20 protein-coding genes are annotated in these 18,653 nt (G+C 66.8%); 10 read left to right on the forward strand and 10 right to left on the reverse strand.

What is annotated here, in order from left to right; translation table 11 throughout:
• Positions 1–16 precede the first annotated feature (16 nt).
• From HSX14_RS08240 to HSX14_RS08260, 5 genes are all read right to left on the reverse strand, one after another.
• Positions 17–445 carry an LTXXQ domain protein gene (locus tag HSX14_RS08240; RefSeq protein WP_173177077.1) on the reverse strand — a complete coding sequence of 143 codons (429 nt, stop codon included), beginning with the start codon at positions 443–445 and terminating at the stop codon, positions 17–19.
• A gap of 164 nt (positions 446–609) precedes the next feature.
• Positions 610–1,287: a response regulator transcription factor gene (locus HSX14_RS08245; RefSeq protein WP_173177079.1), complete on the reverse strand. Its 678-nt coding sequence runs from the start codon at positions 1,285–1,287 to the stop codon at positions 610–612.
• Between the two features lie 13 nt (positions 1,288–1,300).
• Complete coding sequence (locus tag HSX14_RS08250; RefSeq protein ID WP_173177081.1) at positions 1,301–1,732, reverse strand: SH3 domain-containing protein; 432 nt, start codon at positions 1,730–1,732, stop codon at positions 1,301–1,303.
• 39 nt (positions 1,733–1,771) lie between these two features.
• Entirely contained in the window at positions 1,772–2,068 is a 297-nt protein-coding gene (locus HSX14_RS08255) for a YciI family protein (RefSeq protein WP_173177083.1), read from the reverse strand.
• An 8-nt stretch (positions 2,069–2,076) separates the two neighbouring features.
• Positions 2,077–2,667 (reverse strand): septation protein A, encoded by a 591-nt coding sequence (locus tag HSX14_RS08260; protein ID WP_197970214.1) that lies wholly within the window; start codon positions 2,665–2,667, stop codon positions 2,077–2,079.
• Between the two features lie 66 nt (positions 2,668–2,733).
• Here HSX14_RS08260 and HSX14_RS08265 point away from each other — a divergent pair, with 66 nt between their 5' ends.
• The 6 genes from HSX14_RS08265 (at position 2,734) to rluB (ending at position 7,372) form a co-directional block, all read left to right on the forward strand.
• Positions 2,734–3,597 (forward strand): PHP domain-containing protein, encoded by an 864-nt coding sequence (locus HSX14_RS08265; protein WP_111259483.1) that lies wholly within the window; start codon positions 2,734–2,736, stop codon positions 3,595–3,597.
• Positions 3,598–3,610: 13 nt separating this feature from the next.
• Complete coding sequence (locus tag HSX14_RS08270) at positions 3,611–4,246, forward strand: L-threonylcarbamoyladenylate synthase (RefSeq protein WP_173177087.1); 636 nt, start codon at positions 3,611–3,613, stop codon at positions 4,244–4,246.
• Positions 4,247–4,368: 122 nt separating this feature from the next.
• Positions 4,369–5,067: a segregation and condensation protein A gene (locus HSX14_RS08275; RefSeq protein ID WP_173177204.1), complete on the forward strand. Its 699-nt coding sequence runs from the start codon at positions 4,369–4,371 to the stop codon at positions 5,065–5,067.
• A complete protein-coding gene (gene scpB, locus HSX14_RS08280) occupies positions 5,068–5,883 on the forward strand; it encodes an SMC-Scp complex subunit ScpB (RefSeq protein WP_173177089.1) in 816 nt (271 codons plus the stop codon).
• A 22-nt stretch (positions 5,884–5,905) separates the two neighbouring features.
• A complete protein-coding gene (locus HSX14_RS08285; protein WP_173177091.1) occupies positions 5,906–6,085 on the forward strand; it encodes a DUF1289 domain-containing protein in 180 nt (59 codons plus the stop codon).
• 87 nt (positions 6,086–6,172) lie between these two features.
• On the forward strand, positions 6,173–7,372 hold the full coding sequence (gene rluB, locus HSX14_RS08290) for a 23S rRNA pseudouridine(2605) synthase RluB (protein ID WP_173177093.1): 1,200 nt from the start codon (positions 6,173–6,175) through the stop codon (positions 7,370–7,372).
• A 69-nt stretch (positions 7,373–7,441) separates the two neighbouring features.
• Here the strand turns inward: rluB and HSX14_RS08295 are convergent, their stop codons facing one another.
• From HSX14_RS08295 to HSX14_RS08315, 5 genes are all read right to left on the reverse strand, one after another.
• A complete protein-coding gene (locus tag HSX14_RS08295; RefSeq protein WP_173177095.1) occupies positions 7,442–8,368 on the reverse strand; it encodes a GGDEF domain-containing protein in 927 nt (308 codons plus the stop codon).
• 241 nt (positions 8,369–8,609) lie between these two features.
• On the reverse strand, positions 8,610–9,350 hold the full coding sequence (locus HSX14_RS08300) for a YciK family oxidoreductase (RefSeq protein WP_111259476.1): 741 nt from the start codon (positions 9,348–9,350) through the stop codon (positions 8,610–8,612).
• A 100-nt stretch (positions 9,351–9,450) separates the two neighbouring features.
• A complete protein-coding gene (gene mupP, locus HSX14_RS08305) occupies positions 9,451–10,122 on the reverse strand; it encodes an N-acetylmuramic acid 6-phosphate phosphatase MupP (protein ID WP_173177097.1) in 672 nt (223 codons plus the stop codon).
• A 5-nt stretch (positions 10,123–10,127) separates the two neighbouring features.
• Positions 10,128–10,826: a bifunctional 2-polyprenyl-6-hydroxyphenol methylase/3-demethylubiquinol 3-O-methyltransferase UbiG gene (gene ubiG / locus HSX14_RS08310; RefSeq protein ID WP_111259474.1), complete on the reverse strand. Its 699-nt coding sequence runs from the start codon at positions 10,824–10,826 to the stop codon at positions 10,128–10,130.
• 27 nt (positions 10,827–10,853) lie between these two features.
• Positions 10,854–12,179, reverse strand: a complete 1,326-nt coding sequence (locus HSX14_RS08315; protein ID WP_173177099.1) for a TRZ/ATZ family hydrolase — start codon at positions 12,177–12,179, stop codon at positions 10,854–10,856.
• A 113-nt stretch (positions 12,180–12,292) separates the two neighbouring features.
• Between HSX14_RS08315 and mtnA the strand changes: the two genes are divergently transcribed.
• The 4 genes from mtnA to pheA all read left to right on the forward strand — a co-directional run bounded on the left by mtnA (position 12,293) and on the right by pheA (position 18,637).
• On the forward strand, positions 12,293–13,369 hold the full coding sequence (mtnA, locus tag HSX14_RS08320; RefSeq protein WP_173177101.1) for an S-methyl-5-thioribose-1-phosphate isomerase: 1,077 nt from the start codon (positions 12,293–12,295) through the stop codon (positions 13,367–13,369).
• Between the two features lie 218 nt (positions 13,370–13,587).
• On the forward strand, positions 13,588–16,359 hold the full coding sequence (gene gyrA / locus HSX14_RS08325) for a DNA gyrase subunit A (RefSeq protein ID WP_173177103.1): 2,772 nt from the start codon (positions 13,588–13,590) through the stop codon (positions 16,357–16,359).
• A 98-nt stretch (positions 16,360–16,457) separates the two neighbouring features.
• On the forward strand, positions 16,458–17,543 hold the full coding sequence (gene serC / locus HSX14_RS08330) for a 3-phosphoserine/phosphohydroxythreonine transaminase (protein ID WP_173177105.1): 1,086 nt from the start codon (positions 16,458–16,460) through the stop codon (positions 17,541–17,543).
• Entirely contained in the window at positions 17,543–18,637 is a 1,095-nt protein-coding gene (gene pheA / locus HSX14_RS08335) for a prephenate dehydratase (protein ID WP_111259469.1), read from the forward strand. Before serC ends, pheA begins: the two co-directional genes overlap by 1 nt.
• The last annotated feature ends 16 nt before the right edge of the window (positions 18,638–18,653 follow it).

An 18,653-nucleotide genomic window follows, 5' to 3' on the forward strand; every position in this document is an offset into this window, starting at 1 on the left:
GGTCAGGCCGCCACGGTCATTGGGTCTTCTGCGCGCGCTGGGCTTTCCAGGCTTCGAACTCGGCACGTTCGGCGCGGCGCTCCTCCATTTTCTTCTGCAGCTCGTCGAACTCCTTCTGCTGCTCGGGCTTGAGCAGCGCGCGGATCTCGGCGCGGTTCTTTTCCTCGCTGGCCTTCAGCTCGTCCTGCATGGCCTTCTTGTCGGCGGCGGGCAGCTTGTCCAGGTACTTCTGGGTGATGTCGTGGCGGCTTCTCATGGAGTCGCCCATCAGCTTGCCGACCTGGTGACGCTGTTCGCGGCTCAGGTCCAGCTCCTTGAACAGGCCGGGACCACCGTGACCGGGGCCGCCGAAGCCACGCTCCGGGCCGGGGCCGTCTTCGGGCATGGCCATGGCGACGGTGGGCAGGGCGGCTGCGAGCAGCAGGGCGGCGATTGTCTTGCGCATGGTCTATCTCCTTGTTTCTGAACCGGCTGGTTGCCGGATGTGCTCAGTCTAGGGAGGGCAAGGTCAAGGGCGGTCAGGCCTGGGTAAAGCTTGGGTAAAGAGAGGTTCAGGACGCTGATACGACTGGCTCGGGGCGAGCGGGCGCGAGGGGCGGGCGGCCTGCCTCAGGCGCTGTAGTAATAGCCGCGGCTGCGCAGGGCGACGATGCGCGGCCTGCCGTCGGCGTGCGGGCCGAGCTTCTTGCGCAGGTTGCTGACGTGCATGTCGAGGCTGCGGTCGTAGAGGGTCAGCTTGCGGCCCAGGGCCAGTTGCGCGAGTTCCTGCTTGTCCAGCGGCTCGCCGGGCTGGCGCAGCAGGGCTTCGAGCAGGCGGCCTTCGGAGACGGTTAGGCTGATCTCGTGTTCGCCGACGTTGACCACGCCGCGCACCGGGCTGTAGCAGAGGTCACCCAGCTCCAGCTGGCTGGACTGCGAGGGCGGCTGGGTGCGGCGCAGCACGGCGCGCAGGCGGGCAGTGAGTTCGCGCGGGTCGCAGGGCTTGGCCAGGTAGTCGTCGGCACCCAGCTCCAGGCCGAGGATGCGGTCCAGCGGCTCGCCTCGGGCAGAGAGCATCAGTACCGGCAGGTCCGGGTGGTCGCTGCGCAGTTGCTTGAGCAGCTCCAGGCCACTGCCGTCGGGCAGCATCACATCGAGCACCACGGCCGCCGGCGCATGGGCGGCCAGGGCGGCACGTGCGCTGACACCGTCATGGCAGGCGCGCACGCTGAAGCCTTCCTGGCTGAGCCAGCTGTTGAGCAGCTCGCAGAGCTCCTGGTCGTCATCGATAAGCAGCAGTTCGCTCATGGCCGTCGATTCGTCAGTTGATCCACTGCCGGCGCTGGCGTTGCCCGCCACGGGCGAACAGGCCGACCAGCAGGGACAGCAGCGCCACGCCGCCGCCGATGGCGAACCACATCTGGTCATCGCTGACCAGGCTCGGGGAGCGGTTCGCCTGGGCTTCCTTGAGTTGCAGCTTCAGGCGCTGGTTTTCCTGGCGCAGGCGCGAGAGCAGCGCCGTGTCGCGCTCGGCCGTGGTGCCGTTGGCCAGTTGGGCGGCCAGTTCGTTGCGCTGGCGCTCGCTTTCGGCCAGGCGCTGTTGCAGGGCGGTGAGTTCCTGCGCGGCGATGTTCTCCACCGGGCGGGGCTCGACCGACGCACTGGGGGCGACGGTCGGCAAGGCTTCTTCGGCCTGGGCCAGCGGAGCGAGGAGGGACAGGGCGAACAGCAGGGACAGCGAGGCGTGGCGCATCGGAACTCCTGTTTCCTGAATGGATTCGGTGTGCTGCTGTCAGAAGACCTGCTTGAAGGGTTTGACGATCACGCTGGCGTAGACGCCCGAGGTGCGGAACGGATCGGCTTCGGCCCAGGATTGCGCGGCGACCAGGGATTCGAACTCGGCGACGACCAGGCTGCCGGTGAAGCCGGCGGCGCCCGGGTCGTTGCTGTCCACGGCCGGGTGCGGGCCGGCCAGCACCAGGCGGCCTTCGGCTTTCAGCTGCTCCAGGCGGGCGAGGTGCGCGGGGCGGTTGGCCTGGCGTTTTTCCAGGGAGTCGGCAACGTCGGAGGAGATGATCGCGTAGAGCATGATGGTCCTTATTCTTGAGGTTTCTCGGATTCGGGATCGTGCATGTGACGCGCCAGGAAGATGCCCTGGCCGATGAGGAACAGCAGGGTCATGCCCAGGCTGCCGAAGACCTTGAAGTCGACCCAGAACTCTTGGTAGGTGAAGGCGACGAAGAGGTTGGCGCAGCCGCAGAACAGGAAGAAGACGATCCAGGCCAGGTTCAGGCGCACCCAGATGGCCTGGGGCAGCGAGACGGCATGGCCCATGACGCGCTGGATCAGGGGCTTGTCGCCGATGAAGTGGCTGGCGGCGAAGCCCAGGGCGAACAGCCAGTTGACCACCGGCGCCTTCCACTTGAGGAAGGTCTCGCTGTGGAAGGCCAGGGTCAGGCCGCCGAACACCAGGCAGGCGGCCAGGGTCAGCCACTGGCCCTTCTCCAGGCGGCGCTGGGTGAGGAAGATCGCGCCGTAGACCACCACCGAGGCGGCGATCAGCACGGCGGTGGCGCTGAAGATGCCGCCCAGCATGACGCTGTGCCCGGCGAATTCGATGGCGCGGGGTTCGAGCTTGTAGACGATGAAAAAGAGGATGAGCGGGATGAAGTCGATGAATTGTTTCACGGCGGCAGCCAGAAGCGGGATGTGCCGGCATAATAACAAACCATTCCCTTAGCGAAAGCGCACGCCATGCACATTGATCTGCACTGTCACAGCACGGCCTCCGACGGCGCCCTGGCGCCCGCCGTGCTGGTGGCGCGCGCCCATGAAAAGGGCGTTCGGGTGCTGGCGCTGACCGACCACGACACCCTCGAGGGGCTGGAAGAGGCCCGCAGCGCCGCCGCCGGACTGGATATCGAGCTGATCGATGGCGTGGAGCTGTCCTGCACCTGGGGCGGCGCGACGATTCACGTGCTCGGCTATGCCTTCCGTCCGGACGCCCCGGAGTTGCGCCAGGCCATCGCCGACCTGCACCAGGGGCGCTGGTCGCGGGCCGAGGAGATCGACCGTCGCCTCGCGGCCAAGGGCATGCCCGGCGCGCTGGAAGGCGCGCGGGCCATCCAGCGCGAGCTGGGTGACAGCGGCAACGCGCCGGCACGGCCGCACTTCGCCGAGTTCCTGGTGCGCGAGAAGCACGTGCGCGATCGTGCGGAGGCCTTCCGCAAGTGGCTGGGCTCGGGCAAGCTCGGCGACGTCAAGCAGCACTGGCCGACCCTGGCCGAGGCCGTGGGTACGCTGCGCGCCGCCGGGGCCTGGATAAGCCTGGCGCATCCCTACCATTACGACTTCACTAAGACCAAGCGTCGCAAGCTGGTGGCCGATTTCATCGCTGCCGGCGGCCATGCGCTCGAGGTGGTCAACGGCATGCAGCCTGCGGAGCAGGTGGGCACGCTGACCATCCTTGCCCGCGAATTCGGCATGCTGGTGAGCGCCGGCAGCGATTTCCACGCACCTGGGGACTGGTCGGAGCTGGGCGTGTACCGACCCATACCGGAGGACCTGTCGCCCCTGGCGGCGCGTTTCCAACATGCACAACGACCAACTGAACGCTGAGCAGGGAGATAACGTGAGTCAGTTTTTCCAGGTCCACCCGGAGAATCCCCAGCCGCGGCTGATCAAGCAGGCGGTGGAGATCGTCAGGGCGGGGGGCGTGATCGTCTATCCGACCGACTCCTCGTACGCCGTCGGCTGTGCCATTGGCGAGAAGAACGGCGTGGAGCGCATCCGCCGCCTGCGCCGCCTGGACGACAAGCACAACTTCACCCTGGTCTGCCGCGACCTCTCCGAGCTGGGGCTGTTCGCCAAGGTCGACACCGCGGCGTTCCGCCTGCTCAAGGCGCATACCCCCGGACCCTACACCTTCATCCTCAGCGCCACCCGCGAGGTGCCGCGCATGCTGTTGCACCCCAAGCGCCGCACCATCGGCCTGCGGGTGCCGGACCATCCCATCGCCCTGGCGCTGCTGGAAGAGCTGGGGGCGCCGTTGATGAGCGCAACCCTGACCCTGCCTGGCGAGGCGTTGCCGATGAGCGACCCCTATGAGATGCGCCAGATCCTCGAGCACCAGGTGGACCTGATCATCGACGGCGGCTACGGCGGCATGGCGGCCTCCACCGTGGTCGACCTGTCCGAAGGCGAGCCGCGCCTGGTGCGTGCCGGTTGCGGTGACCCGACGCCCTTCATGACGGACGCCGAGGCGTGAGCACAGAAGCTGCGCCCCAGGTCGACAGCCAGGCAGGAGCCCAGCAGGAGCTGCCCTTCGCCCTGGTCTACGGGCAGGCCGTCACCGAGCTGCCTGTCGACCTCTATATCCCGCCGGATGCCCTGGAGGTGTTCCTCGAAGCCTTCGAGGGGCCGCTCGACCTGCTGCTCTACCTGATCCGCAAGCAGAACATCGACATCCTCGACATCCCCGTGGCGGAGATCACCCGCCAGTACATGGGCTACGTCGAGCTGATGAAATCCGTGCGCCTGGAGCTGGCCGCCGAGTACCTCGTGATGGCCGCCATGCTCGCCGAGATCAAGTCGCGCATGCTGCTGCCGCGCTCCAGCGAGGCCGAGGCGGAGGAGGAAGACCCCCGCGCCGAGCTGATCCGTCGCTTGCAGGAATACGAACGCTACAAGGCCGCCGCCGAGGGCATCGACATGCTGCCCCGGGTCGGTCGCGACAACACCGTGCCGCGCCTGGAGGCTCCAGAGGCGCGGGCGCGCAAGCTGCTGCCGGACGTCAGCCTGGAAGAGCTGCTGCTGTCCATGGCCGAGGTGCTGCGCCGCGCCGACATGTTCGAAAGCCACCAGGTGACCCGCGAGGCGCTGTCCACCCGCGAGCGCATGAGCGAGGTGCTGGAGCGCCTGAAGGGCGGCGCCTTCCTGCCGTTCGTCAGCCTGTTCACCGCCGAGGAAGGGCGCCTGGGCGTGGTGGTGACCTTCATGGCGGTGCTGGAGCTGATCAAGGAACAACTGGTGGAGCTGGTGCAGAATGAGCCCTTCGCACCCATCCACGTCCGTGCAAGAGCCGAGTAGATGAACCTGAACGACCCCAAGGAGCTGGCCTCCCTGCTCGAGGCTTACCTGCTGGCTTCCGGCAAACCCCTGTCGCTGGAGCGCATCGGCGAGCTGTTCGAGGAAGCCGAGCGCCCGGAGCCGGCGCAGATCCGCGATGCGCTGGCGATTCTCGCCGCTTCCTGCCAGGGGCGCGCCTTCGAGCTGAAGGAAGTGGCATCCGGCTACCGGCTGCAGGTGCGCGAGCGCTTCGCCCCCTGGGTCGGTCGCCTCTGGGAGGAGCGTCCGCAGCGCTACTCGCGCGCCATGCTGGAGACCCTGGCCCTGATCGCCTACCGCCAGCCCATCACCCGGGGTGAGATCGAGGACATCCGCGGCGTGACGGTGAACAGCCAGATCGTCAAGACACTGATGGAGCGCGAGTGGATCCGCGTGGTCGGCTACCGTGACGTGCCCGGCCGGCCGGCGATGTTCGCCACCACCAAGGCCTTCCTCGACCATTTCAACCTCAGGAACCTCGATGAGCTGCCGCCGCTGGCCGCCCTGCGCGAGCTGGAGCCCGAACCGGTGCTGGCCCTCGACGATGTCGACGTACCGGTGCCGGAAGGGTTGCAAGCGCGTGCCGACCTGGCCGGGGAAGAGCCCGCCGAGCCCCGCGAGGAGACCAGCTTCCGCTCGCTGCTGGCGGAGCTGGACACCATGGAGCAGGGCCTGAAGACCGACTTCGACGACCTGCCCGCCCCCGAGGTCGCGCAGCCGGAGGCCGAGGCGGCCGCCGTGGCGGAGGAGGCCGACGCGGCGCTGTTGGGCGATGGCTTCGACGAGACCCGCCACTGAGGCCGGAAGACGAGGCGCGACGATGAAGGACCCCTGCATCAAGGTTTGCCAGTTTGCGGACGATGTCTGCCGGGGCTGCGGGCGCACCCGTGGCGAGATCAAGGCGTGGAAGAAACTTGGCAAGGCGGAGCGCCGCGAGGTGCTGGCCGAGGCCGATATGCGCCTGCTGGCCCTGGCCGCGACCGGCCGGCGAAAACACTGACGACCCCTGCGGACTCAGCTAGCCTGAGGTTCGCCCGCCGCGTATGATGCGCGACCTTTTTGAACGACTACACCGGGAGGTGCCCAGATGAACGAAGACGAATACAGCCCCGCTGGGGAAAAGCTGCAGAAGGTTCTGGCCCGTATCGGCCTGGCTTCGCGCCGCGATATCGAGGCCTGGATCACCGAGGGCCGCGTCAAGGTCAACGGCGTGGCCGCGACCCTTGGCCAGCGCGTCGACCGTCATGACGCCATCAGCGTCGACGGCCGCCTGCTCAAGCGCGAGGAAGAGACCGAAGCCGTCCGCCGTGTGCTGATCTACAACAAGCCCGACGGCGAGGTCTGCACCCGCGACGACCCGGAAGGCCGCCCCACCGTTTTCGAACGTCTGCCGCGCCTGCGTGCCGGTCGCTGGATCAATATCGGCCGTCTCGACATCAACACCACCGGCCTGCTGCTGTTCACCACCGATGGTGAGCTGGCCAACCGCCTGATGCATCCCTCCTACGAGATGGACCGCGAGTACGCCGTGCGCGTGCGCGGCGAAGTCACCGAGGAGATGCTGGAGAACCTGAAGAACGGCGTGATGCTGGAAGACGGCCCCGCCAAGTTCACCGACATCCAGGAAGCGCCTGGCGGCGAAGGCTTCAACCACTGGTACCACTGCGTGGTCATGGAGGGCCGCAACCGCGAAGTGCGTCGCCTGTGGGAGTCCCAGGGCGTGGTGGTCAGCCGCCTGAAGCGCGTGCGCTTCGGTCCGGTGTTCCTCACTTCCGACCTGACCATGGGCCGCTGGCGCGAGATGGGCCAGGCCGAGGTGGACATCCTCAGTGGCGAGGTCGGCCTCAAGCCGGTCCTGCTGCCGGAGGTCTCCACCAAGCACAAGGACAAGGTCGAGCGCATGCAGCGCAAGCTGGTCAAGCCGGTGAGCGGCCGTGGCAATCGCCAGGGCAGTGACCGTCCCGCCCGTGGTCCGCGCAGCGAAGGTGGCGAGCGTCCCGCTCGTGGTCGTGGCGAGGGGGCCGAACGTCCGAGCCGCGCGCCGCGTGGTGAAGGTGCCGAGCGTCCGGCCCGCGCACCGCGCCCGGCTGCCCGTGGCGAGCAGGGCCGCAGCACGCCGCTGGCCGAACGCCCGCGCGACGTCGCCAAGAAGCCCCGTGGCAAGCCCCAGGGCGATGCGAGCGAAGTGGCCGAACGCCCGCAGCGCAAGCCGCAGCGTCCGGTGAACAAGCGCACCAACCCGCCGGCGGGCGATGGCCAGCGTCCGGGTTTCGGCCGCAAGCGCTGATCCGCCGATGCAATGAAAAAGGGGCCTGATGGCCCCTTTTTCATGGGTGTCGCTCGCGTCGTCGAGCGGTCAGCCAGCCATGGAGAGGCGGTTGCGGCCGTTGCGCTTGGCCACGTAGAGGGCGCTGTCGGCGCGGCGCAGCAGGCTGTCCACCGATTCGGCCGGCAGCAGGGTGGCGCAGCCCAGGCTCATGGACAGCTCGATCGGACGCCCGCCGACCAGGTACTGGATCTCCATGACGCCCATGCGCAGGCGTTCGCCGACCATGCCGGCGGCTTCGCGGCAGGTACTGGAGAGCAGGACGAGGAATTCCTCGCCGCCGTAGCGGAACACCATGTCGACGTTGCGCAGCTTGGCCTTGAGGGTGGTGGCCACGGCCTTGAGCACTTCGTCGCCGGTGCCGTGGCCGTATTCGTCGTTGATGCGCTTGAAGTGGTCGATGTCCAGCATCAGCACCGACAGCGGCTGTTGGCTGCGACGCGCCAGGTCCACCTCGCGTTGCAGCGCCTGGTCCATGGCGATGCGGTTGCCGGTGTCGGTCAGCGGGTCGCGCAGCGCCGATTGCACGGCGGTGCGATACAGCAGCGCGTTGCGCAGCGGGAAGAGCATGCAGGCCAGCAGGGATTCGAGCTGGCCGAGTTCGGTTTCGTCGAAGCGCTGGCGGCGACGGAAGATCAACTCGCCCAGGTATTCGCCTTCGTGGCTCAGGCGGTAGCCGGCCGAATGCGCGGCGCGTTCGCCATATTCCAGGCGCAGGTCGCTGCTCTGGTGCACATAGGCCAGGGCATCGAGCGGCACCAGGCGCTGCACTTCACGGAAGAACAGGCTGACGATGCGTTCCACATCCAGGCTGGTCTGCAACTGCATGCTCAACTGGCGGCGCAGTTCCAGCAGCGTCATCTGCCGCAGCTTGCTCTGGGCCGGGCTGGTGAAGCCCAGGCGCTGCAGCTTGGCGGCATCGAAATCTATGGTGTTGGTAGGGGTGGACGGGACCATTTGGCGAACCTCTGACGCTCGAAGCGACGACGGAGAGGTCAGAGCGATTTCCGTGCCAGAATCCGATTTCGACCGTAAAAGCGTTTGGATTCAATATCTTGAGGATGCTGGCAAAACGCCGGTGGCAAGCTCTTGCCGGTGATTTGGCGAACGCCTGGCAATGTGATGCCGTTCACGCGAGTGCGGTGCCGGCTTAATGGCGGAAGGGGCGGCGACCTCGGCGGTCGCCGCGTGGGGCGGGTTACTGCGCGTCGAACGCCTGGCCATTGACGCCGGTGCTGTCCGCTCCCATGAGGTAGAGGTAGACCGGCATGATGGCTTCGGGCTCCGGATTGACCTCCGGGTTCTCGCCCGGGTAGGCCTGGGCACGCATGCTGGTGCGGGTGGCGCCGGGGTTGACGCTGTTGGCGCGCACGTTGGCGATGCCGTCGAGTTCGTCGGCCAGTGTCTGCATCAGGCCCTCGGTGGCGAACTTGGAGACGCCGTAGGCCCCCCAGTAGGCGCGCCCCTTGCGGCCGACGCTGCTGGAGGTGAAGACCACCGAGGCGTCGCTGGACAGCTTCAGCAGGGGCAGCAGGGTGCTGGTCAGCATGAACATGGCGTTGACGTTGACCTGCATGACGCGCATGAAGTTGTCGCCCGACAACTGCTCCAGCGGCGTGCGCGGGCCGATGATTGAGGCGTTGTGCAGCAGGCCGTCGAGGCGCCCGAACTCGTTCTCCACCATGGCCGAGAGCTCGTCGTACTGGTGCGGCTGGGCCGTTTCCAGATTGAACGGGATCACCGCCGGCTGCGGATGGCCGGCTGCCTCGATCTCGTCATAGACCTGGTTGAGGTTGGCCTCGGTCTTGCCCAGCAGCAGTACGGTGGCGCCGTGGGCGGCGAAGGTCTTGGCGGCGGCCGCACCGATGCCGCGGCCGGCGCCGGTGATCAGGATGACCCGGCCCTTGAGCAGGTCGGGGCGGGCGGAATACTGGAACATGTCGGGCTCCTTCGGAGAGCTGCAAGCGGCAAGCCTGAAGCTGAAAGTGAGGTGAAGGGGGCGTCTTGCGGCTTGTGGCTTGAAGCTCGCCCCTGCTGCGTCAGCAGCTGCACAGCGCGCGATCGAGCACGGCGCGCAATTGGAGGGGGTGGTCCACGACCACGTCGGCGCCCCAGTGGCTGGGGTTGTCGTCGGGGTGGATGTAGCCGTAGGTGACGGCGGCGGTGCGGGTGCCGGCGGCGCGGCCGGACTCGATGTCGCGCAGGTCGTCGCCGACGAAGAGCACGCTGGCCGGATCCAGTTGCAGGCGGCTGCAAGCCAGCAGCAGGGGCTCGGGGTCGGGCTTGCTGTTCTTCACGTGGTCCGGGCAGATGAGGATCGCCGAGCGCTCGGCCAGGCCCAGCTGCTGCATGATCGGCTCGGCGTAGCGCACCGGCTTGTTGGTGACCACGCCCCAGATCAGGCGGGCCTTCTCGATGTCCTGCAGCAGTGCGTCGATGCCGTCGAAGGGGCGGGTGAACACGGCGCAATGGGCCTGGTAGCGCTCCAGGAATTCCTGGCGCAGGGTCTCGAAACCCTCGGCTTCCGGGTCCATGCCGAAGGTGGCGGCGACCATGGCGCGGGCGCCACCGGAAACCTGGTCGCGGATCAGCTTGTCGTCCAGGGCCGGCAGGCCCCGGTCCGTGCGCATGGCCTGGGCGACGGCGATGAAGTCCGGCGCCGAGTCCAGCAGGGTGCCGTCCATGTCGAAGAGAACCGCTCTGAGGCGCATGGCCGTCACTCCTCGCGCAGGGTGTGGATCATGTAGTTGACGTCCACGTCGCTGGCCAGCTTGTAGTGCTTGGTCAGCGGGTTGTAGGTCAGGCCGATGATGTCCTTGACCTGCAGGCCGGCGGCGCGGCTCCAGGCACCCAGTTCGGAGGGGCGGATGAATTTCTTGAAGTCGTGGGTGCCGCGAGGCAGCAGGCCCATGATGTATTCGGCGCCGACGATGGCGAACAGGTAGGCCTTGGGATTGCGGTTGATGGTGGAGAAGAACACCTGGCCGCCGGGCTTGACCAGGGTCTGGCAGGCACGGATCACCGAGGACGGGTCGGGCACGTGCTCGAGCATCTCCAGGCAGGTGACCACGTCGAACTGCCCGGGCATCTCGGCGGCCAGCTCCTCGGCGGTGATGCGGCGGTATTCCACCGGTACGCCGGATTCCAGCTGGTGCAGGCGGGCCACGGCCAGAGGGGCTTCGCCCATGTCGATGCCGGTGACCTTGGCGCCGCGCTGGGCCATGGCTTCGCTGAGGATGCCGCCGCCGCAACCGACGTCCAGCACCGTCTTGCCGGCGAGGCGGGCGCGCTCGTCGATCCAGTTGACCCGCAGGGGGTTGATGTCGTGCAGCGGTTTGAATTCGCTTTCGCGGTCCCACCAGCGGTGGGCGAGGGCCTCGAATTTGGCGATTTCGGCGTGGTCGACGTTGCTCATGGAGACACCTTTTCCATCAATCAGAATTCAGTGGCCGGCGATCCGCTCGCCCCAGGCTTGCGCGGTGGCGATCAGGCGGGCTTCGTCCTGGCGGGTGAGGCGGCCTGCATCGAGCAGGGCCTTGCCGTCGACCCACACGTGCCGGACGCGATCGCGACCGGTGGCATAGATAAGTTGCGAAACCGGGTCGTACACCGGTTGCTGGGCCAGCCCGGTGAGGTCGAAGGCGACCATGTCGGCGGCCTTGCCGAGCTCCAGCGAGCCGGTGTCCTGTTCCATTCCCAGCGCCCGTGCACCATTGAGCGTAGCCATGCGCAGCGCGCGATGGGCGTCCAGCGCGGTGGCGGAGCCGGCGACCGCCTTGGCCAGCATGGCGGCGGTGCGGGTATCCCCCAGCAGGTCGAGGTCGTTGTTGCTGGCGGCGCCATCGGTGCCGACCGCGACGTTGACCCCGGCGAGCCACAGGCGCTCCACCGGGCAGAAGCCGCTGGCGAGCTTGAGGTTGGATTCGGGGCAGTGGATGACGCTGGTGTTGCTTTCTACCAGCAGTGCCAGGTCGTCATCGCTGATCTGGGTCATGTGCACGGCCTGGAAGCGCGGGCCGAGCAGGCCGAGGCGGGCGAGGCGGGCCATGGGGCGTTCGCCGCGCTGTTCCAGGCTCTGCTGGACCTCGAAGGCCGTCTCCTGGACGTGCATGTGGATGCCGGCGTCCAGTTCCTCGGCGAGCATGCGGATGTTCTCCAGCTTGTCGTCGCTGACCGTGTAGGGCGCGTGGGGGCCGAAGGCGACCTTGATGCGCGGGTGGTGCTTGAGGTCGCTGAACAGCTCCAGGCCATGGCGGATGGCCTCGGCGGCGTCGAGGGCGCCGGGGATCGGGAAATCGATGACGGGGATGGTGATCTGCGCCTTCACGCCACATCCGTGTACCGCTTCGCTGGCGATGGCGGGGTAGAAGTACATCTCGGAGAACGTGGTGATGCCGCCCTTGATCTGTTCGGCGATGGCGAGTTCGGTGCCGTCGCGGACGAAGGCCTCGTCGACCCACTTGGCCTCGGCCGGCCAGATGTGCTGTTCCAGCCAGGTCATCAGCGGCAGGTCGTCGGCCATGCCGCGGAACAGCGACATCGCGGCGTGCCCGTGGGCGTTGACCAGGCCGGGTGCCAGCAGCATGCCGGGCAGCTCGCGTACCTCGGCAGCTGGCCAGCGCAGCGCCTCCTCGCGCTTGGCGATCAGCGCGATCCGACCGTCGCGGACGCCCAGGGCATGGTCGCGGAGGACGACGCCCGCCGGTTCCACGGGGACGATCCAGGTCGGCAGCAGGAGCAGGTCGAGCGGGGCTTTGGCGTCGGGCATGGTGGCGCATCCTGGGCGCAGGAAAATATCGCGGCAGTATACCCGAGCCAGACGGGCGCTGGATCGCTATAATCCGCGGTTTTTCCGCGGGTTTATTGGTGGCGAGGTGTTCCATGCGTGAGCAACTGTTGGCAGCCGAGAAGGTGATCGCCATCGACTGGCGGGACGGGGTCCTGCGTCTGCTCGACCAGCGCCTCCTGCCCCAGGAGGAGACCTGGCTGGAATACGGCACCGCGGCCGGTGTCGCGGAGGCGATCCGCCTGATGGTGGTGCGCGGTGCGCCGGCCATCGGCATCAGTGCCGCCTACGGGCTGGTGCTGGGCGCGCGCGCGCGGCTGGCGGCGGGCGGTGACTGGCGTGAAGCCCTCGAGGAGGACTTCGGTGTGCTGGCCGATTCGCGGCCCACGGCGGTCAACCTGTTCTGGGCGCTCAACCGCATGCGCGAGCGCCTGGATCGGCTGAAGGAGGGCGAGGAGCCGCTGCAGGCGCTGGAGGCGGAAGCCATCGCCATCCATGAAAGCGACCGCGAAGCCAACCTGACCATGGCCCAGCTGGGCATGGAGCTGATCCGCAAGCACCAGGGCAATCCCCAGGCGCTGCTGACCCACTGCAACACCGGCGCCCTGGCCACGGGCGGCTTCGGCACCGCGCTCGGGGTGATTCGTGCGGCCCATCTGGACGGGCTGGTGGAGCGGGTCTACGCCGACGAGACGCGCCCCTGGCTGCAGGGTGCTCGCCTCACGGCCTGGGAGCTGGCGAACGAAGGCGTGCCGGTCAGTCTCAATGCTGATGCGGCGGCGGCCCATCTGATGAAGACGGCCGGCATCACCTGGGTGATAGTCGGGGCCGACCGCATCACCGCCAATGGCGATGTGGCCAACAAGATCGGTACCTACCAGCTGGCGGTCTGCGCCATGCACCACGGCGTGCGTTTCATGGTCGTGGCGCCGAGCTCGACCATCGACATGGCGCTTGAGAGCGGTGACGACATCCCCATCGAGGAGCGTGACGGGCGCGAGTTGCTCGAGTTGGGCGGCAGGCGCGTGGCGGCCGATGTGCACGCGGTGAACCCGGTGTTCGACGTGACCCCGGCCGACCTGATCGACGCGATCGTGACCGAGAAGGGGGTTGTCGAGCGTCCCGATACCGCCAAGCTGGCCCAGTTGATGTGCCGCAAGCGCCTGCATTGAGGCTGAGGCCTGCGCCCGGCGGGGCTGGGTGCAGGGCGGTGACTATGGTAAGCTCCGGCAGTTATCGAGCCTCCCTTTGCAAGGTCGGCATTCCGTGCGGATCCGTGGCTTAACTCGTTGATTTGTCGTGAGTCGTGCTGGCGCTGCCAGGCGACGAGCCCTGCGTCATCCAGGATGGATGTGTCGGGGCTTCACTAGAAAAAGGAATCAGGCTTCTCATGGGCGAACTGGCCAAAGAAATCCTCCCGGTCAATATCGAAGACGAGCTGAAACAGTCCTACCTCGACTACGCGATGAGCGTGATCGTCGGGCGCGCCCTGCCGGATGCGCGCGACGGTCTGAAACCGGTTCACCGTCGCGTGCTGTTCGCCATGAGCGAGCTGGGCAACGACTGGAACAAGCCGTACAAGAAATCCGCCCGTGTGGTCGGTGACGTGATCGGTAAGTACCACCCCCACGGCGACACCGCCGTGTACGACACCATCGTGCGCATGGCCCAGCCCTTCTCCCTGCGCTACATGCTGGTCGACGGCCAGGGCAACTTCGGTTCGGTGGACGGCGACAATGCCGCGGCCATGCGATACACCGAAGTGCGCATGTCCAAGCTGGCCCACGAGCTGCTGGCCGACCTGGACAAGGAAACCGTCGACTGGGTGCCCAACTACGACGGCACCGAGCTGATCCCGGCGGTCATGCCGACCAAGATCCCCAACCTGCTGGTCAACGGTTCCAGCGGTATCGCCGTGGGCATGGCCACCAACATCCCGCCGCACAACCTCTCCGAGGTCATCGACGGCTGCCTGGCGCTGATGGACAACAGCGAGCTGACCGTCGATGAACTGATGCAGTACATCCCCGGCCCGGACTTCCCGACCGCAGGGATCATCAACGGCCGTGCCGGCATCATCGAGGCCTACCGCACCGGTCGTGGCCGCATCTATATACGTGCCCGCGCCGAAATCGAGGACATGGAGAAGGGCGGCAACCGCCAGCAGATCATCGTCACCGAGCTGCCCTACCAGCTGAACAAGGCGCGTCTGATCGAGAAGATCGCCGAGCTGGTCAAGGAGAAGAAGCTCGAGGGCATCACCGAGCTGCGCGACGAGTCCGACAAGGACGGCATGCGCGTGGTGATCGAGCTGCGTCGCGGCGAAGTCGGCGAGGTGGTGCTCAACAACCTCTACGCCCAGACCCAGATGCAGAGCGTGTTCGGTATCAACGTCGTGGCCCTGGTGGATGGCCAGCCGCGCACGCTGAACCTCAAGGACATGCTTGAGGTGTTCATCCGTCACCGCCGCGAAGTGGTGACCCGCCGTACCGTCTTCGAGCTGCGCAAGGCGCGCGAGCGCGGCCATATCCTCGAAGGCCAGGCCGTCGCCCTGTCGAACATCGACCCGGTGATCGAGCTGATCAAGAATTCGCCGACTCCCGCCGAGGCCAAGGAGCGCCTGATCGCCACCGCGTGGGCGTCCTCCGCCGTGGAAGCGATGGTCGAGCGCGCCGGTGCCGACTCCTGCCGTCCGGAAGACCTGGCCCCGCAGTACGGCCTGCGTGACGGCAAGTACTACCTGTCGCCGGAACAGGCCCAGGCCATCCTGGAGCTGCGCTTGCACCGCCTGACCGGCCTGGAGCACGAGAAGCTCCTGTCCGAGTACCAGGAAATCCTGACCCTGATCGGCGAGCTGATCCGCATCCTGACCAGTCCCGAGCGCCTGATGGAAGTCATTCGCGAGGAGCTGGAGAAGGTCAAGGCCGAGTTCGGCGACGCCCGCCGTACCGAGATCGTCGCGTCCCAGGTGGACCTGACCATCGCCGACCTGATCACCGAAGAAGAGCGCGTCGTCACCATTTCCCATGGCGGCTACGCCAAGTCCCAGCCGCTGGCCGCCTACCAGGCCCAGCGCCGCGGCGGTCGCGGCAAGTCCGCCACCGGCGTGAAGGACGAGGACTACATCGAGCACCTGCTGGTCGCCAACAGCCATGCCACGCTGCTGCTGTTCTCCAGCAAGGGCAAGGTGTACTGGCTGAAGACCTTCGAAATCCCGGAAGCCTCGCGCACCGCGCGTGGCCGCCCGCTGGTGAACCTGCTGCCGCTGGACGAGGGCGAGCGCATCACCGCGATGCTGCAGATCGACCTGGAAGCGCTGCAGCGCGAAGCCGGTGACGAGGATGATCTCGAGGAAGCCGAGGTCGCCGTGCTCGAAGGTGAAGTGGTGGAGCCGGAAGTCGAAGAAGTCGAAGGCGACACCCCGGAGCTGGTGGCCGAGCCCACCGGTGCCTATATCTTCATGGCCACCGCCTTCGGCACCGTCAAGAAGACCCCGCTGGTGCAGTTCAGCAAGCCGCGTTCCAGTGGCCTGATCGCCCTGCGCCTGGACGAGGGTGACACCCTGATCGCCGCCGCCATCACCGACGGCGCCAAGGAAGTCATGCTGTTCTCCAGCGCCGGCAAGGTGATCCGCTTCGCCGAGAGCATGGTGCGCATCATGGGCCGTACCGCCCGTGGCGTGCGTGGCATGCGCCTGGGCAAGGAGCAGCAGCTGATCTCCATGCTGATCCCCGAATCCGGCGCGCAGATTCTCACCGCATCGGAGCGTGGCTTCGGCAAGCGTACCGGCCTTGGCAAGTTCCCGCGCCGCGGTCGTGGCGGCCAGGGCGTGATCGCCATGGTCATCAACGAGCGTAACGGCAAGCTGGTCGGCGCCATCCAGGTGCAGGACGGCGAGGAGATCATGCTGATCTCCGACCAGGGCACCCTGGTGCGTACCCGTGTCGACGAAGTCTCCAGTTCCGGCCGCAACACCCAGGGCGTGACCCTGATCAAGCTGGCCAAGGACGAGACCCTGGTCGGCTTGGAGCGCGTGCAGGAGCCGTCCGGTGTTGACGAGGACGACGAGCTGGAAGACGGCGAAGTGACGGCCGACGCCGTCGCCGAAGTCCAGGCGGACGATGTCCAGCAGGACGACGCGCAACCGGCGGGTGACGAGTAACACGCTGCGGAGCGGGCGGGTCCTAGCCGGCCTGTCCACTCGGTAGAAGACCATCAGCGGGGGCACAGGTGCCCCCGCGCTACCCAGTGAGAGTGGATGTGAGCAAGCGAGCCTTTAACTTCTGCGCCGGCCCGGCCGCGCTTCCGGAAGCCGTCCTGCAACGCGCCCAGGCGGAACTCCTCGATTGGCAAGGCAAGGGCCTTTCCGTCATGGAAATGAGCCATCGCAGTGACGACTACGTCGCCATCGCCGAAAAGGCCGAACAGGACCTGCGCGACCTGCTCTCCATCCCCTCCAACTACAAGGTGCTGTTCCTCCAGGGCGGTGCCAGCCAGCAGTTCGCCGAGATCCCGCTGAACCTGCTCCCGGAAAACGGCGTGGCCGACTACGTCGAGACCGGCATCTGGTCGAAGAAGAGCATCGAGGAGGCGGCACGCTACGGCCGCGTCAACGTCGCGGCCAGTGCCAAGGGCCTGGACTACTTCGCCATCCCTGGCCAGAACGGCTGGAAGCTGAGTGCGGATGCCGCCTACCTGCACTACGCCTCCAACGAGACCATCGGCGGCCTGCAGTTCGACTGGATCCCCGAGGCCGGTGACGTACCGCTGGTGGTGGACATGTCTTCGGACATCCTTTCCCGTCCGCTCGATGTGTCCCGCTTCGGCCTGATCTATGCCGGCGCGCAGAAGAACATCGGCCCGAGCGGCCTGGTGGTCGTCATCGTCCGCGAAGACCTGCTGGGCCGTGCCCGCTCGTCCTGCCCGACCATGCTCAACTACAAGGTCGCGGCGGATAACGGCTCCATGTACAACACCCCGGCCACCTTCTCCTGGTACCTCTCGGGCCTGGTCTTCGAGTGGCTGAAGGAGCAGGGCGGCGTCGAAGCCATGGAGCAGCGCAACCGTGCGAAGAAGGAACTGCTCTACGGCCACATCGACAAGAGCGACTTCTATACCAACCCCATCGCGGTGAATGCGCGGTCCTGGATGAACGTTCCGTTCCGCCTCGCCGACGAGCGCCTGGACAAGGACTTCCTCGCGGGTGCCGACGCCCGTGGCCTGCTCAACCTCAAGGGCCACCGTTCGGTGGGAGGCATGCGTGCCTCCATCTACAACGCGGTCGGCCTGGATGCAGTCGAGGCCCTGGTGGCCTACATGGCGGAGTTCGAGAAGGAGCGCGCCTGATGTCCGAACAGGAATTGAAGGCCCTGCGCCTGCGCATCGACAGCCTCGACGAGAAGATCCTCGAACTGATCAGTGATCGCGCGCGCTGCGCCCAGGACGTCGCTCGCGTGAAGATGGCGGCCCTGCCGGAAGGCGAGAAGCCGGTCTTCTATCGCCCCGAGCGCGAAGCCTGGGTGCTCAAGCACATCATGGAACGCAACAAGGGGCCGCTGGACAACGAGGAGATGGCGCGGCTGTTCCGCGAAATCATGTCCTCCTGCCTGGCGCTGGAGCAACCGCTCAAGGTTGCGTACCTGGGGCCCGAGGGCACGTTCACCCAGGCCGCTGCGATGAAGCATTTCGGCCACGCCGTGATCAGCACCCCGATGGCCGCCATCGACGAGGTGTTCCGCGAGGTGGCGGCCGGTGCGGTCAATTTCGGCGTGGTGCCGGTGGAAAACTCTACCGAGGGTGCGGTCAACCACACCCTGGACAGCTTCCTCGAGCACGACATGGTCATCTGCGGCGAGGTGGAGCTGCGTATCCACCATCACCTGCTGGTGGGCGACACCACCAAGACCGACAACATCACCCGCATCTATTCCCACGCCCAGTCCCTGGCCCAGTGCCGCAAGTGGCTGGACGCGCACTACCCGAACGTCGAGCGCGTCGCTGTCTCCAGCAATGCGGATGCCGCCAAGCGGGTGAAGAGCGAGTGGAACTCCGCCGCCATCGCCGGCGACATGGCGGCCAGTCTCTACGGGCTGACCAAGCTCTGCGAGAAGATCGAGGACCGCCCGGACAACTCCACGCGCTTCCTCATCATCGGCAGCCAGGAAGTGCCGCCTACCGGCGACGACAAGACCTCGGTCATCGTCTCCATGCGCAACAAGCCTGGCGCGCTGCACGAGCTTCTGGTGCCCTTCCACACCAACGGCATCGACCTGACCCGCATCGAGACCCGCCCGTCCCGCAGTGGCAAATGGACCTACGTGTTCTTCATCGACTTCGTCGGCCATCACCGTGACCCGTTGATCAAGGACGTGCTGGAGAAGATCAACCAGGAGGCCGTGGCGCTGAAGGTGCTGGGGTCCTACCCGAAAGCGGTTCTCTGAACCCAAGAGATTTCCA

It is taken from the genome of Pseudomonas tohonis, from assembly GCF_012767755.2.
Lineage (GTDB): Bacteria > Pseudomonadota > Gammaproteobacteria > Pseudomonadales > Pseudomonadaceae > Metapseudomonas > Metapseudomonas tohonis.